This is a genomic window from Paenibacillus algorifonticola, assembly GCF_050481745.1.
Classification (GTDB): Bacteria; Bacillota; Bacilli; order Paenibacillales; family Paenibacillaceae; genus Pristimantibacillus; species Pristimantibacillus algorifonticola_A.
On record NZ_JBCNGR010000024.1, the window covers coordinates 1 to 15,222 of the forward strand.

The 15,222-nt window shown below is 51.3% G+C and carries 13 protein-coding genes; 1 reads left to right on the forward strand and 12 read right to left on the reverse strand.

Features of this window, described 5'->3' with window-relative positions:
• The first annotated feature begins 72 nt into the window (after nt 1-72).
• The gene (locus ABEW34_RS19635) at nt 73-252 is read left to right on the forward strand and encodes a uracil-DNA glycosylase (protein ID WP_430161009.1); all 180 of its coding nucleotides are present in this window, start codon (nt 73-75) and stop codon (nt 250-252) included.
• A gap of 90 nt (nt 253-342) precedes the next feature.
• On the opposite strand, the gene ABEW34_RS19640 is transcribed toward ABEW34_RS19635, so the two are convergent.
• From ABEW34_RS19640 to ABEW34_RS19695, 12 genes are all read right to left on the reverse strand, one after another.
• Nucleotides 343-1,176, reverse strand: a complete 834-nt coding sequence (locus tag ABEW34_RS19640; protein WP_430161011.1) for a GNAT family N-acetyltransferase — start codon at nt 1,174-1,176, stop codon at nt 343-345.
• Nucleotides 1,177-1,187: 11 nt separating this feature from the next.
• Nucleotides 1,188-1,826, reverse strand: a complete 639-nt coding sequence (locus ABEW34_RS19645; protein WP_430161013.1) for an HAD family hydrolase — start codon at nt 1,824-1,826, stop codon at nt 1,188-1,190.
• A gap of 194 nt (nt 1,827-2,020) precedes the next feature.
• Nucleotides 2,021-2,689: a VOC family protein gene (locus tag ABEW34_RS19650; protein ID WP_430161015.1), complete on the reverse strand. Its 669-nt coding sequence runs from the start codon at nt 2,687-2,689 to the stop codon at nt 2,021-2,023.
• Nucleotides 2,690-2,778: 89 nt separating this feature from the next.
• Nucleotides 2,779-4,623, reverse strand: coding sequence for a cache domain-containing sensor histidine kinase (locus ABEW34_RS19655; RefSeq protein WP_430161017.1), 1,845 nt, complete (start codon nt 4,621-4,623; stop codon nt 2,779-2,781).
• Between the two features lie 35 nt (nt 4,624-4,658).
• Entirely contained in the window at nt 4,659-6,278 is a 1,620-nt protein-coding gene (locus ABEW34_RS19660) for a response regulator transcription factor (protein WP_430161018.1), read from the reverse strand.
• Between the two features lie 279 nt (nt 6,279-6,557).
• The gene (locus ABEW34_RS19665; RefSeq protein ID WP_430161020.1) at nt 6,558-7,922 is read right to left on the reverse strand and encodes a PQQ-binding-like beta-propeller repeat protein; all 1,365 of its coding nucleotides are present in this window, start codon (nt 7,920-7,922) and stop codon (nt 6,558-6,560) included.
• Nucleotides 7,923-8,167: 245 nt separating this feature from the next.
• The gene (locus ABEW34_RS19670; protein WP_430161022.1) at nt 8,168-8,269 is read right to left on the reverse strand and encodes a hypothetical protein; all 102 of its coding nucleotides are present in this window, start codon (nt 8,267-8,269) and stop codon (nt 8,168-8,170) included.
• A gap of 4 nt (nt 8,270-8,273) precedes the next feature.
• The gene (locus ABEW34_RS19675; protein ID WP_430161023.1) at nt 8,274-8,804 is read right to left on the reverse strand and encodes a histidine kinase dimerization/phospho-acceptor domain-containing protein; all 531 of its coding nucleotides are present in this window, start codon (nt 8,802-8,804) and stop codon (nt 8,274-8,276) included.
• Nucleotides 8,801-9,082, reverse strand: coding sequence for a winged helix-turn-helix domain-containing protein (locus ABEW34_RS19680; RefSeq protein ID WP_430161024.1), 282 nt, complete (start codon nt 9,080-9,082; stop codon nt 8,801-8,803). Before ABEW34_RS19680 ends, ABEW34_RS19675 begins: the two co-directional genes overlap by 4 nt.
• 147 nt (nt 9,083-9,229) lie before the next feature.
• Nucleotides 9,230-10,267: an ATP-binding cassette domain-containing protein gene (locus ABEW34_RS19685; RefSeq protein ID WP_430161026.1), complete on the reverse strand. Its 1,038-nt coding sequence runs from the start codon at nt 10,265-10,267 to the stop codon at nt 9,230-9,232.
• A 178-nt stretch (nt 10,268-10,445) separates the two neighbouring features.
• Nucleotides 10,446-13,691: a glycoside hydrolase family 2 TIM barrel-domain containing protein gene (locus tag ABEW34_RS19690; RefSeq protein WP_430161028.1), complete on the reverse strand. Its 3,246-nt coding sequence runs from the start codon at nt 13,689-13,691 to the stop codon at nt 10,446-10,448.
• On the reverse strand, nt 13,681-15,219 hold the full coding sequence (locus tag ABEW34_RS19695) for a four-carbon acid sugar kinase family protein (RefSeq protein ID WP_430161030.1): 1,539 nt from the start codon (nt 15,217-15,219) through the stop codon (nt 13,681-13,683). The genes ABEW34_RS19690 and ABEW34_RS19695 overlap by 11 nt, the downstream gene beginning before the upstream one ends.
• Between the last annotated feature and the right edge of the window lie 3 nt (nt 15,220-15,222).

A 15,222-nucleotide genomic window follows, 5' to 3' on the forward strand; every position in this document is an offset into this window, starting at 1 on the left:
CGCGGCGCGTTTCAGTCCGAAAAATGCTATAATAATGTTGGCATCTTATTCATAGAAGGATGATTTATTGTAATGACAGAGCAGGAACGCATGAATTGCATGAAATGCCGCTATTATTATGTAACTTGGGACCCCGGCGCGCCAAGAGGCTGCAGGGCGTTCGGCTTTAAATCGCGGACGATGCCAAGCCAAGTTGTGCTAGCTTCCTCCGGGAAGCCTTGCCTGAACTTTGAAGCCAAGGGCAAAGAATAAGGCAGCAGACCGTCAAAGAACGGTTTGCTGCCTTATTTTTGTCGGTTTTGGCTTCCTGTCTTCTCTACTGAAGGTAGACAAGAGACAGATTTACATAGGGGGAAGCCTGCTCCATGTGCTGCGCGTATAGCAAAGGCGCATGCCAGCACGCTCCATATTCCGCTGGCTGCTAGAGCAATAGGCGGCTTGTCCTATAATAAGGCTGCAGCCCGCTTGGGCAGCAGCCTGCAAGCGGGCTGCAATTAAAGCTGCTTGAACACCTCGCTTGCGATATTCCGGCAATGTAGCGGCAAATGTAAGGGATGCGGAATGTTCATGTATATGCATGACGCCGACCCCAACAGCAATATGATCGATCTCAGCAGCATAAAACTGCCAGCCTTCCCGGCTGAACAGCATGTGATTATTGTCGGCAATGTGATTTTTCCCCGTTATCGGCAGCCCGCTGCCCAGCGCATGCAGTTCTGCATAAAGATCAACCTCATGCTCATCCAGCCTGCGTACGACAATACCCGTTAGATGCTGCTCCAACTTCACGTCGGCTTTTTCAGCAATGTTTCCTGCCATACTCGCATGAAAGCCCGACTGATAAAAACCTTGCTTAGCCAGCGCCAGCATCGTCTCCCCATCTGTACGCGAAGGCACGATTTCAAATTGCGGGCTCCCGCCCTGCTCTTTGTACCACTTTAGCACTTCATTCAGCTGTGCTGCGCCTGCACGGCCAATACCTTTAACCGTATTAAATTGCGGCCATGGCATGGCTCGGCTGGCAATAGCCACTGCTGGGCCGAAGCGTTGAAGCGCTATCCCCATTGGGTTATGCTCCCGTTCCTGAATGGCCCTCATTCGATCCAGCATATATGCAAGCTCGGAATTCTCAACGTACTCCACAAGCTCAGGGGTAGTCATCCACGTATTCAACATGTGAAGCCTCCTTATAATTGGAATAACGGAATATCCTCAATTTCATTAACGATCCAATCTGCGCGGGAAAGATCTTGATCGCCGGAATGAATATTAATATAGCCAATGCAGCGCATGCCCGCCTCTTTAGCTGCGATGACCCCGTTGCGTGAATCCTCCAAAACGACGCAATCTGCTGGTAACACGCCAAGCTGCAGCGCTGCCTCCAAATATATATCGGGAGCTGGCTTGCCGCTCGGCACCTCTTCCCCGCTTACGATACTTGCAAAATAATCGATCATATTGAACTTGCGCAGCACTTCTTCAATAAAAATCCGCGGGGAGGATGACGCTAAAGCGATTGGCAGGTTCCGCCCCTTAAGCTCGGCAAGAAGGGACACAACACCTTGAATTGGCGCAAAATCACGAGCGCGAAGCTCCTCTATTTTTCGCCGCTGCTGGTAAGAAATGATCTCCTCCACCGTCCGCTCAATGCCATATTCCACGCGAATAAGGCGCCACATGGCCGGATTGGTCATGCCCACGTATTTTTCCAGGTCGTCCTGCGAGACCTGGAAGCCCAGATGCTCCATCGTCTCAATATCCACTTCAAAATGCAGCGGCTCACTATCAATAATGACGCCATCCATGTCGAAAATAAATGCTTTCATTGCACTCTCCCCATTCCGCTTTTATTTTTTGTTTACATAATTATATTTATGTAACTAATTGATTGATTTCAGACTATTCAGAAAACAAACCTCTACTATCCTATTTATGCTACAGTAAATTAAATACCTTGAATCATTGACCAAATTTGTATCTGTTGGAAATTACAGAGCAATATCCATTTATAAATAAACGCTTAAGTGTGAAGCAAGTGAATTTGCGAAATCTGCGGAAACTCGATTCGTCCTATTGAAGCGACTACCACTTCAGCCGGATAAAATTGCGCCTGTCTGCCGCCTGAGAAATACCATTCCCGGGCTTGCTTCACTACAATAAACAGCCCCTGCTCATCGCCGGCAGGAGTTAGTCCTTCGCTATCCTCACGCCAATTGGGAATGCCTAAAGCGTTTAGCTCTCGAACGGCAGGGATGACTTCGACAGCAACGATGCCGAGCTCACTGATTTCAATGCAATCGGAGAGAGTAAACGGGTGCGCGGTACTATTTTTCAACTGATGCCTGGCAATAAACTCGACAATATTTCCAGCGGGATCGGCGAAATAAACGGCCCCTGCATCCCATGAAGTGAAAAATACTTCGTCACGGCCCTGCTCCTCAATGAGCGCTACTTTTCCCTTTAGCCAGCTTTTTGCCTCCGCAAGTTTGTTTTCCGGTATATTGATCGCAAAATGATAGAACGGGTCGGTCTGGTCCGTTGTCGCCCGGAAAGTGAGCTGCGTGCTGCCAATTGCCGCCGTGAAGGACTGCTCGTCACGGTCGAGCACCGGGAAACCAAGCTGCTCCTTATAAAAGGAATACAGCGCGTCCAGCCTGCTTGTCCATAATGTGATTTGTTCAAATTTCATCGTGCCTATTCCTCCCTACAGCGAAGCATTGCTGCCTGCACCTTAGCAAATATTTTGAAAGTCTATTTTATACCACCTAGCCTTTAGCTTCAGCGCTGCAAGGGAATGACGATGGTAATCGTCGTGCCTTCGCCGGGTTTAGAGCGCACACGGAGCTCAGCCTGCTCGCCATACAGCAAGGCCAGACGTGAAATGACGTTGCTCATTCCGATTCCTGCACCTTCCTTGCTCCGCGCGTCCGCCGCCTGCTGCAGGCTCATGCCTTTGCCATTGTCGCTTACCTCGAACAACAATCGGTTTTCCACCATCCGGCCGCTAATGATCACAAGACCGCCCTGCTCGCCCGGTTCGCCGGATTCAAAGCCATGAATCATTGCATTTTCCACGAGCGGCTGGAGAAAAAGCTTCGGAACGAGGCCATCCTCCGGCACGCCCTCTATATCATAGGCCACTTTAAAAATGCCAGCATAGCGATTTTCCATAATATGCGTGTAGCTTTGCAGCCAATTTAAATCGTCGCGCAGCCGCACCATTTCCTGCTTGTTTTTCACCGTGTATTGCAGCATGGAAGACAAGCTGACGATCATTCGGCTAATGGCTGGCTCATCCCGGTCAATTGCCATCCAGTTAATAATATTAAGCGTATTGTACAAAAAATGCGGGTTCAGCTGGAGATTAAGCGCCATAATTTCCGTTTCCTTCTCCCGCAGCCGACTTTCGTAGTTTTCTTGAATCAGCTCGCGTATTTTATCATTCATCACATTAAATTTCTTCGTTAAAATGCGGAATTCCAGCTGCGGCTGATCAGGAATTTTCGCCGTGAAATCGCCTGCTCCGGTCATTTGAATGGCAACCAGCATTTTTTTGATCGGCTGGGTCAGGCGCCCCGCGATGAAGGAGGCAATAACGATGGAAATAATGAGCAGCGCCACGCCTGATAATATATCCATATAGCGAATGGCTGGCAAATTTCCCAGCAGCTGCTTGTAAGGCGTCACATTTACCGTCACCCAGCCCGTAACCAGAGAAGTATCGTAGCTGATCAGTACATCCTCCCCGTTTTCCTTAACGAGCGAGGTGCCGAATGGCTGCTGAAACTCCGTCTTGTACCACTGATTGTGATCCGCTGTACCGAGCTTGCTTAGCTCGGGATGCGTAACGATTCTTCCATCCTTGGAGACGATATAAAAATAGGAGCCTTGAACCGCGGACAAGCTCTGCTGCACACTGCGCTGATAAAAGGATTCATTGAAGTTAAGCAGCAGCACCGGACGCTCGACATGCGCTGGCCAATTGTAGATGGCACCGTCAATAATCGGTGAGCTGTTGAGCAGGCGGGCGCAGGAAAACACCATCCGGAACTTGGCATCCATGTCATATAGCGCCTCCTGTTGGAAAGCGCGGGTTAAATCATAGGTGGGTACCCAAATTAGGCTGCCCCTGCTGGCCAGCACTTCCTTATAAATGGCCGACTGGCGGAAGCCTTGAGGATCTGCTGAGACGAACGGGGAGGAGGACGTATACATGCCGCTGCCCGATCCAAAGCTGAAATAGCTCGTCACAAGCTGAGCGGTATATAAATCCTGATCATGTCCAAAATATTTATTCAAAATAACCGTTGCCTGCCGGTCCATCTGGAGCAGCTCGTAATCGTTTTGCGGCTTAGGGCGGTTGAACAGCCGATATAAGTCCGGGTCGGAAATGAGCGAAACGGTGCGCTCTTCAATGTTGCTGAACACGATATCGCCGATTTCATTGTTTTTTTTCACAATTTCCAGCATGCTGTCGCGCGCATTCGTGACAATAATATCCGAGCTCGCGCTGTAATGCAGGATGCCGCTCAGCACAGATGGAAGCGTAATCAACAGCACAAAAAACAAAATGAGCCTCGTTCTGAATTTCATATCCCGTACACGCTCGCGAATTTTCCGCAAAATGTTCCCTGCTTCCTCCGGCTTCTGACCTCGGGTCAGGAGCGCTTCATATGACGGGCTATCGATCGGTATTCCTCTGGCGTCAGTCCAAATTCCTTTTTGAACACGCGATTAAAATATTTCACATCATGATAGCCGAGGCTTCCAGCTACCTGATAAATTTTATCGTTGCTTTCCTCGAGCAACTGTCTCGCTTTCGTGAGCCGAACCTGCGTAACATATTGGCTGAAATTGATGTTCAGCTTGCTTTTGAAGTATTGGGAGAAATAGCTGGCATTAAAATGAAAGACGGCCGCAACCGACTCCAGTGACAAATCTTCCATGTAATGCTCGTCAATATAAGCGATACACTTGTAAATCAACTGCTCCTTATGATTCCGCTTGGCTTCGGCATGCGCAGTTGCCAGTAAGCCCAGCTGTTCTGAAATGACGGTTTGGAGAGCGCTCAGGCTGGTAGCTTCACCTAATGCCTGTTCCATCCGCTCCCTCCATTCCTCCAGCGTCTGATACTTCGGCATCGTTAAGCTTTCGGACAACCGTACAAGCAGTTTCTGGACGCAAAGCGTCAGTCGCTCTGGCTGCGGAAGCCCGCTGCCTGCTTCCCCAAGGAGCTTGTGCAGCAGCTCGCCTGCGATAAGCCTAAACTGCCCTTGCTCCTGTTCATGAACAACGGCCTCATGCAGCAAGGCCTCGTGCCGGGCATCCAGTTTAAGCGCAAGCTCTGCACTCACGTTCGTCTGCAGGGCATGGAATACGCTCTGTTCCTCCACATAGAAGCTTTCCGATAAAGCTAACCTTGCTTCTGCATACATCTGCGAAGCGGAAACGAGCATATCCTTCGCGTGACTGCTCACGCCAAGCGTAATTTGATAGAAGCTGGGAACTGCCTGCTGCATTTTCTGCTGCAGCACCTGCAATTGCTCCTCGCTGATTGAAGCATTCGTTACTGTAATCAGCCTGCCGTTTCTGTCTCCCTCCCCTTCATACAGCGGAATGCTGCTGCTTGAGCTACCCAATGCTTGCAGGCAAGCTTCCAATTGCTGCTGGACGCGGGGAAAAAGCATATCCTCCGGCTCCCACGCTGCCTTGCTGCGCAGCCGAATTTCGGTTAACAGCAAAATGCCGGGGCCGCCGAAGCCAAGCCATTCTTCCAGCTCTTTGCTCTCGGCGTTGGATAACGCTTGATTATGCAGCCATTCCTTCATTACACGGCTGCGATACAATGGCGCAATTGTGTTCAGCTTAACCTCTAGCCGGCTATTCGCCAGCTGTGCCTCCTGCTCGTTTCGAAGACTTCGCTCGGCCTTCTCCAGCACAAGTTCGAATTTTTCCTGATCGACAGGCTTTAACAAATAATCAAAGGTGCCGAGCCCTATCGCTTTTTGGGCATAGTCAAAATAGTCATAGCCGCTCAAATAAATAAATTTCTGCGGCTGATTCGCCGGGGGAAGCTGCTCCAGAAATTCGAGACCGTTCATCAGAGGCATTTGGATGTCGGAAATGATCAGCTGAAATGGCTGCTCTTGGCATTTTGACAGCGCTTCCTTTCCATTGCGCGCTATAGAAATCGCATATTGAGGGCGGAGCTTTTGCAGCATTTTGGATAGTCCCGCCAAATGGCCCGGCTCATCATCCACCAGCAAAATGTTGTACATAGACACCGCTCCTGTTCGTTTCATTTTGTAACATTTTCCGCTGCAGTTTCGAAAATGACACCGATTTACTCCCTGCACAAAACACGAAAATAAATTTGGCTGACTCAGGAGCCGCTAATGGACTGCCAATCGCCATTTTGACGGGAAATTGAGGGCAATAACGGCTCTCCTGTTCGCAGGCAGCCTAAGATAGGAAAAAAAGCCAGAATAGCAGAACCTCAGTCCTCCAGAAAAATTAACTCACTCTCAACGAGGCGTCTATTTACACCTCTCATCTACCTAGCTCTTTGTTAGACTTGCAGGCAGCTTTACGGCATGCAGCGTGCCGCCAGAGCGTACATAGATCATATCGCCTGACTTCAGCGTCGGATCAAATTCACCCGAGCCGGTCTTCACGCTGAAAACGGGCTTTGTAGTTGCGAAATTATACGCATCCAGCGTTCCGTCAGCGCGAGCGACAAACAGGCCGTTGGCGAATAAGTCCGTCTGCACGGGTTTAATACCGCTCGGGAAATGGATTCCTTGACCGCTCGTTGTCTTAAGAGCGAGAATGGAACCATAATTGGAGCTCTGATAGAGCAGTTTGCCGCCATAAATACTATAGAGCGGTTGATATTCTTTCGGATTTGGCGCGTTCCACTTCTGAACGGCTTTACCGTTTGGGGTATAGGAGGCAAAATTATATTTGGCAACCGCTTTTCCCTGATAAATATAAAGGTCATTGCCATCCAGAAATGCAGAGCCACTAGCACCGCCGAATTCAATTTGTCCAGGTGCTTCAGGCTCCACCGTCCAGTTGTAAACTCGTTCGCCTTTCTTCTTCCCAGTCAATAAGTCCAGAACCGCGATATGCAAACTTCTATTAATGGAATCGTCATCTCCCCTCATGAACGTGTCCATGACCGAATACACCAGCCCGTCCTTGACCAAGAGCGGGGAAAATTGGGCAAATGACGACCAAAGTTTTTTACCTGTTGCCTGATCGTAGGCATTAATCTGACTAGAAGTAAGAGCGCCTTGAACCAAATAACTGCGAAGCACGACACCTTTGCTTACGACTATGTCATTTGTTCCTGATGAGTATTTGTTCTCCTTCTCCGTTATTTTCCATTTCAACTTGCCCGTTGCCCGATCTAATGCAAAAAGAGTTAAATTTTGCGTCACATAAATCGTATCTCCGACCACAATGATCTGATCCGCTTTAGTTGCCTGAATCGCTGTCGTCCACTGCTTGCTGCCATTTTTGGTAACAGCAATGACTGCGCCATCTGTTGTCAGACCATACAAGCTGCCTTGATTATAGGCGAGCACAGGCCTCAGTCCAGAGCCATATTTCCACAGCTTTCGCCCACTCGTGCCGTCATAAGCCGCAAGCTGCCCCCCATCTACAAGCGCGAACAGGCGCCCCTCCTCTGCAAGCGCCGCTGTTATAGCTCTGCCATCCTGATCAAATTTCGCAAGCGGCAAGCTCCATAATGGTTTGACAGCTGGAGCAGAGGCTACTCCATACATAGGGGTGGTACTGCTAATGACAGGCTTCTCAGCAAAAACAACCGCTCCTCCCTGCAAGCCGTAGGCGAGAATGGAGGAAGTGACACTAACCGCGACGATCCTTTTCATTTGTTGCGAAAGATTGTTAAGCATCTAACACCGTCCCCTTCTTTCATTTTTTAAATATGCAGAATACTTTTTCAACATAAATGACCGAATTGCCCATTAATCAATCTGCAAGGGCAATCCGGTTTTTGTTCAAACGCCATGACCAGCTATTCAACACTCTCTGCCATTTCATTATCCTTAGCAAAATGGCATCATATCCATATTATAGGTCAATCAGGGTGGCGATTCTACTTATTTTTATGAAAGTCGCTTCTTTTTACCATATGAATCTAAGCTTCAGCACGATCTAATGGCAGTGGCATAGAAACGGTAAATTCAGTCCCCTCTCCCAGCTTGCTGCGCACAGCTATTGAGCCGCGATGGAGCTCCATAATTTTATGGGCAATGGACAGACCGATGCCGCTGTTCTACATCCAGTTTGTCATCCTTCAGCGCCTTGGCAAATCCGCTGATCGATGTAAGCGGCGAGCCGATTTCATGCGATACGTTCGAGATGAACTCCTGCCGAAGCTCCTCCATCTCCTTCAAATTTGCTGCCATGCTATTGATGCTGTCAACAAGCTGGACATAGGGATGCCGCTGCTGTTCATTGTTTCTGCCGAACTCCCACTCCAGATTGACTCGAAAATCGCCCTGTGAAATACGCTTTAACGCTTCAAGCATGTCATTCAGAAAGTAATGCTCCTTCGGGCGAAAATATTTGCCTATAACGGCTATTCCCATCCCAAAGAAACAAAAACCGAGCACCGCATTTATGAGCAAACTTAGCAAGTCATGAGGGGTCCATTCTAAAGCCGAAAAAATGGACTTTGTTATATAAAAAGAACCGATCCAGCAGACGAGCAATGCCGACAGGGCAAGCGTAAAATTTATCGCCAGATGGAGGAGGCTCGGTTTCCGGTTCACGACTGCACCTCCAGACGGTAGCCAAGTCCCCGGATCGTGCTGATGCGAAAGCCATGCTGCTCCTCTGGAAACCGCTCCCTCAGCCGCTTTATATGCACATCGACGGTTCTCTCGTCCCCTTCATAATCGTAGCCCCAAATCTGCTCAATCAGCTGATCGCGCGTGAACGTCTTGCGGGGATAGCTGGCGAGCTTAAACAGCAGCTCAAATTCTTTAAGCGGCAAGGTCAAGTCTTGTTCACCTGCGCGGCACTCGAACGTATCGCGGCGCAGCGTCACATTGCCTATGATGACCGCTTGTGAGGATTGAATCCGATAGCGCCTGAATAAAGACTTAGGCCATCGTGAGCGAGTTGCGGATCGATTGTCCCAAGCTTGTATGTTTTTTCAACTGGCGACTAATACGTGGATGGATGGACGCGCTTTTCATACGGCTGCCCCCTCTTTCTTATTCGATTGTTCGGGCGGCAATGAAACGTTGTCTTTCACGCCATGGCCTGTAATGGTTAAGAACACCTCGTCAAGTGTAGGCTTCTGTACGCTCATCTCCGCCAAATAAATGCCCGCCTCCCGAAGAGCTACAAGCAGGTCGGTAACTTTGTCGACATCCGCCAGCGGCGCCGTAATTTTTGCATTTTCTGCTGATACAACAGACTCGACCCTAAACACTTGTTCCACAATTTGGCGTGTGGCCGCGATGTCCTGTGGATTTTGGATTTTCAGCTGCAGCGAGGAGGTGCCGACTGAAGTTTTCAGCTCATCGACCGTCCCTTCTGCAACGACCTGACCGCGATCAATGACCGCAATTCGGTCAGCCAGCTGGTCAGCCTCATCCAGGTATTGCGTCGTTAACAGCACTGTTGAACCGGTTTTCACCAGCCGGCGGATCGTATCCCACATTTGCGTACGCGTACGCGGATCAAGTCCTGTCGTCGGTTCATCGAGAAAAATAAGCGGCGGCTGCGCGATGAGGCTGGCTGCCAAATCCAACCGGCGCCGCATGCCCCCGGAAAAATGCTTCAGTGGACGTTTCGCAGCTTCCGACAGCCCGAATTCCTCCAACAGCTCCTCCGTCCTATGCCGCGCCTCTGCCCGCCCAAGCCCTAGCAGCCGGGAAAAGATGACCAAATTTTCCGTAGCGCTGAGCGCTTCGTCGACGGATGCGTATTGGCCTGTCACCCCGATCAATTGCCGCACGATTTGCGGGTCCTTCGCTGCATCGTACCCGAAGATGCGTGCCGAGCCGGCATCGGGTCGCAGTAGCGTAGCCAGCATTCTAATGGTCGTTGTTTTGCCTGCTCCATTAGGGCCAAGCACACCATAAATGGTTCCGGCGCGCACATTCAAATCTACGCCATCCACTGCGCGGTTATTGCCAAATGTCTTCACAAGCCCACGTGCTTCAACCGCCAACTCCCCGCTATTTTTCCATAGCTCTTCTTTGTATCGATCATTTACTGTCATTAGTCGTGCCTCCCTGTAACGGTTTATAGATGGATGTTAATCCTCGTATATGAACTGAATGTGAACCCCCTAGCAAGAAGGGCACGCAATGGCAAAAAAAAGCCGACCCGGCAACCGGATCGGCCTTTACCTGTTATTTTTTCAGTTCAGCGTCGTTTATTGGGGTCCATTCTCCATCCTAAGCATTCGTTAGCGGAAAAAGCATAATGGACAGCTTCATCGGCTGCGGCTTTATTAAATAAGCTTCGAGCGTCGGCGCGTAGCCGCAGCTATGATTGCCGAGGCCGCTTTGCTTGGCGTCGATTTTGACGATCGTTTCTGGCAGCCTGGTCAGCTTATGCACGTGGCTGGTGCGCGACATATCCTCCGTGGAATAATGGTGGACGCTAATGTTGAGCAGCTCGCTGCCCGTAATGCCGATTCCAGCACCGTCCCCATCTCCAAGCTTCGCCCAGCGGACATCGCACTTATTGCCGTTTTCCTGGGGCTTTACATAGGGGACAAATTGTTCCGCTACCGTACCGCTGTAAATACCAAGCTTGCCGCTTTCTTTGCGGTCGGCGTAACATTCATGAGGGCCTCTGCCATACCAGCTAAACTGGTCATAGCCATCACACAGACGCAGCTCCAAGCCAAAACGCGGCAGCGGCGGCAGCTCGCTTCCAAGCGGTTCAAGCGTGGTCTCCACGCCTATGGAGCCGTCGGCATTTATTTGGTGAACTATCTTGCTGCGGAAAGCTGCTGGCTCGCCTTTTGCCCCGATGACCGCGTCAGCTGTTGTTATAACGCTATCCTTGTTGCCAGCAGCTATTGAAAATCGGCGCAGCTGCCATTGAAGTCGGTCATAACCGGCTTTCATCCATTCCTTCGCCAGATGGACATCGTTGTCCAGCGGGGCGCGCCATAGCTGCAGCTGTGGGCCTGCAAGCAGCAGCTCATCGCCATGATAAAGCCAATTGCTAATTGTGCCTGTCATTTGATCGACGTCTACTTGAAACCTGTTCCCACTTATGCGATAGACAAGCTTGCCGTCTTCCCGCTGCAAATTTTGGTACTGAGGTTGCATGTGGACGGGAATCCCTTCGGACGCATTGGCTGCCACTAGATGGAGAGTACTAGAAAACTCAGCATTAGCGTTATACGCTGTAGCATTTTCCTGCGGGGACCAACCCGCCTCCTTAAACAGCAAATCGGCCCAAGCTGTCTCATGGCCAGCGTCACACCACAAGCTGCTATTACGCTCTGTAAAGCAGATATGCAGCGCATACTCGCCCTTTTCCTTCAATTGCTCCAAAGGCAGCGGAATGATTAGCGTCTCTTCCCCGCCCGGCGGCGTATGCAAGCGTGCAAGCTCGCCTTGGGCAATCGCCGTGCCGCTTCGCAGCAGCTGCCAATGCCCTTTCAAATGCTCCAGCGACAAATAGCTGTAGCGATTCATAAGATGAACCCTGCCAAGCTGGGCGGGGTCCGGCTTTATTTTCACCGGCTGAATGATCTTCTTGTATTCCAGCAAGGACGCTTTAACGCTTCTGTCTGGAAACAGCAGCCCATCCAGGCAAAATGGTCCGCTGTGCGGGGCATCGCCAAAGTCGCCGCCATAGGCGTAAAACGCTGGTTCGCCATCGTTTTGCTGTAAAATGCCCATATCTGACCATTCCCAAATAAGGCCGCCCAGCAGTCGTGGATATTCGTAAACCGCATCCCAATATTCCTGCAAATTGCCCGTTGAATTGCCCATGGCATGACCAAATTCAACCATGAGATAAGGGCGTTCATCCGGCTTCCGGCCTTCTTCTATGAGCATATCGACCGAAGGATACATGGAGCTCACGATGTCAACGACTGCGGCCTCATAAGCCCGTTCATAATGGATCGGACGGGTCGGATCAGCGCTGCGTATCCACTCCGCCATCGCATCATGATTTTCACCGTAGCCTGACTCATTGCCAAGCGACCATACGATGATAGAAGGATGATTTTTATCGCGTCCAACCATTTTCTGCGCACGATGTAAATACGCCTCACGCCAATCGGGATGCTTGCTCAAATAGGACTCATCGCCCATAAAATGAAACCCATGCGTCTCCAAATCCGCTTCGTTTATAACGTACAAGCCAAATTGGTCGCATAAATCGAGCCAGCGCGAATCGTTCGGATAATGGGACAGCCGGACCGCGTTAATATTATGCTGCTTCATCAGCCTTATATCTTGCAGCATCGCATCAGGCGTCGTTACATACCCCAATTGCGGGTGGAACTCGTTGCGGTTGACGCCTTGGATAACGACAGATTGTCCATTAATGAGCAGCTTGCCTTTTTCAATTTGAATATCCCTAAAGCCAACCAAAAGCCGCTTCACCTCCGCTATCTCTCCATCCGGCCCATATATCGTCAACAACAGCGCATACAAATAAGGCGTTTCTGCTGTCCATAGCTGGGGCATGGAAATAGGGATCTCGGCGGAAATCGTTCTGAGCTCTTTAAGTGAATGGGACGTTGGATAGCTGCCTGTTCCCTGTGCATCAGAATGGCAAGAAGGGTCTGGCGTGTTCACATTGAACGATTGCTCGGCAACGGTTTCTCCGTCCGCATCTAACAAGGTGACGCTTAAACGGAAGCCTTCTCCATCTGTATAATCGGTCAAGTTGGCGGTTTCCGCCGCAATTCTCAAAATGCTGCTTTGAGCGAGCATCAATTGCAAGCTCAAGCTCGCCTCCCGGTAGGCAGAATCGGGGACGAAAACGGTTCGCACCAGAACATCCTCAATCGTAACAGCGGCCTGTGCCGTTAAATAAACATCGCGAAATATGCCGCTTAGCCGCCATTTGTCCTGCGACTCCAAATAGCTGCCCTCGCACCATTGGTAGACGCGAACCGCAAGCAAATTAGAACCGGGACGGATGAGGCGGGAAATATCAAACTCTGTCATATGATGGCTTCCCTGACTGTATCCGACCAGCTCGCCGTTGAGCCATACATGGAAGGCGGAATCAACTCCGCCAAATACGAGGCGAATTTGGCGCTTTTCCCAATGCTCAAGAACCGTAAAGCTGGTACGGTAGAAACCAGTAGCATTGAGCAGTGGAATATGAGGAGGGTCAAGCGGAAAAGGATAAGGGCAGCTGCTGTAATGGGGCTGTCCGTACCCGTGCATTTGCCAATTGGAGGGCACGGGAATCTTATCCCAGCCCGTATCATCGCAAGCATCCAAATGGCTGCCCTCTGGACCATGCAGCGGCGATTCGAAGTAGCGGAAACGCCAATTCCCGCTAAGCAGCTTGTAATAGGGCGATTCTTCTCGGTCGCCACGCAGCGCCGCTGCCGTATTGTCAAATGGAATCAGCTCGCTGCGTGGAGGCAATGAACCGCGCTCCAGCACGTTTAAGTTGCGATAATCTGGCAGTTGCTCGTTTTCATTCGGCATATGCTGTCCTCCCTTGCTTCATCCGGGTGAAAAAATCCCGTTCGCCGATTTGTCCACCCTTCAGCACCAGCTCCAGCCCATCCAGCGCAGACTCCTCCGAGAAAGCTCGGCATAGTGGTGCACCCGGCGTTAATGCAGCCACGCATTCCAGTGCATAAATGCCCAAGCCGCGCGTTACATAACCAGACGTATCCCCGCCAGCGATGACGATGCGTGTAAGCTGCTCGTCGATGATCAGCTCCCGTGCAAGCGCTCCAAGCAAAGCGCCTAATAGGCGGCTGCTTTGCTCAGGCCCATAGCCCTGCGCAGCAAGCGTTTCCCGGAAACGCGGAATGCCTGGATCGTCCACACCTTCTGCTGAATATAGGAGCAGGCTGCGCCCATCTGCCAGCTTTTCCCGAGCTTCTTTCAGCAGCCGCTGCCTCGCAGCCGCGCCTTTCTTCCCGTCCAGCAGCTCCTCTGCCGGAACGCGAACGCCTGCAAAGCCTGCCGCCAGCGCTGCCTTGATTTGCTGCTCCGTAACAGGCGAGCAGCTTCCCGATACTACGAGCAGACGTTCAACTTCTGCCGCAGAAGCAGCGCTACTTTCTGGCTGCTCCTGCAGCAGACCAAGCTTGCGCCAGCAGGCTCCAAGTGCGTACTCCACGCCAGAGGAGCCAATAGCAAACAAGCCGTCGCGCTGCTGGGCTTCCGCCCAAATCAGCTGTCCAGCCGCTGCCAGTCTAGCTTCGTCGAGCACATCAAACAGCACGAGATCAGGCTGCTCGCGCTCTACCAGTTTAGCGAGCCGTTCGCCCACTTCGGCCGCGTCTCCCTCCAGCGCCAAAATATCCATCAGCGCCGTCTTTAAGTCCGTCTGCTGCGCCAAATGCTGGCGCAAATCTGCTTCCGCCATCGGCGTAATCGGATGGCGCGACATCGTCGGATGGCGGTCAAGCCGATACATCTCGCCGCCTGCCGCTGCAAAATGGTTGCCGAACAACGTATAGCGGCCCAAATAAGGAACCCCCGCCAGTATCGGAACATAGCCAGAACCGAACACGGAGCGGCCAATTTCCGCTGCCTTGCCGATGCTGCCAACTTCAGCGGAGGAATCGAATGTCGAGCATATTTTGTAATGCGTAATGGCTGACCCTATTTTTCGCAGCTGCTCCAGTACCGGACGCAGCTCGCGCTCCGCCTCCTCTGGCGTCAGCGAACGCCCGATGCCCGCTACTCCTATGGCCTCTAGATCTGCAAATTTGCGGGCAAGCAGCTGCTCGCTCGGCGGCTCCAGAAATAACGCTGCCCGCAGACCCGCCCGGAACAGCGCTTCCAGCACATCGGTTGAGCCTGTGAAATCGTCGCCATAGTAGCTGAGCAGGCGCTGCGCTGCCGGGAGTCGATCACCGGAGCTGCCAGAGCCTGCCTCCTTCTGGCGCCACCCGGTGTCCCCCATATTGCCTTTGCTGAATGACATCTTTCCGCCGCTGTCGCTGCTGCTAGTGTCACAATCGTCTGGCTTATGCGTTAATCCCGCTCTGTCCATCCC

Excerpts from the sequence above, each read along its gene's own strand:
- ABEW34_RS19635 (WP_430161009.1), top strand. The coding sequence starts at position 73 with ATGACAGAGCAGGAACGCATGAATTGCATGAAATGCCGCTATTATTAT.
- ABEW34_RS19640 (WP_430161011.1), bottom strand. The coding sequence starts at position 1,176 with ATGTTGAATACGTGGATGACTACCCCTGAGCTTGTGGAGTACGTTGAG.
- ABEW34_RS19645 (WP_430161013.1), bottom strand. The coding sequence starts at position 1,826 with ATGAAAGCATTTATTTTCGACATGGATGGCGTCATTATTGATAGTGAG.
- ABEW34_RS19650 (WP_430161015.1), bottom strand. The coding sequence starts at position 2,689 with ATGAAATTTGAACAAATCACATTATGGACAAGCAGGCTGGACGCGCTG.
- ABEW34_RS19660 (WP_430161018.1), bottom strand. The coding sequence starts at position 6,278 with ATGTACAACATTTTGCTGGTGGATGATGAGCCGGGCCATTTGGCGGGA.
- ABEW34_RS19665 (WP_430161020.1), bottom strand. The coding sequence starts at position 7,922 with ATGCTTAACAATCTTTCGCAACAAATGAAAAGGATCGTCGCGGTTAGT.
- ABEW34_RS19670 (WP_430161022.1), bottom strand. The coding sequence starts at position 8,269 with ATGGAGCTCCATCGCGGCTCAATAGCTGTGCGCAGCAAGCTGGGAGAG.
- ABEW34_RS19685 (WP_430161026.1), bottom strand. The coding sequence starts at position 10,267 with ATGACAGTAAATGATCGATACAAAGAAGAGCTATGGAAAAATAGCGGG.
- ABEW34_RS19690 (WP_430161028.1), bottom strand. The coding sequence starts at position 13,691 with ATGCCGAATGAAAACGAGCAACTGCCAGATTATCGCAACTTAAACGTG.
- ABEW34_RS19695 (WP_430161030.1), bottom strand. The coding sequence starts at position 15,219 with ATGGACAGAGCGGGATTAACGCATAAGCCAGACGATTGTGACACTAGC.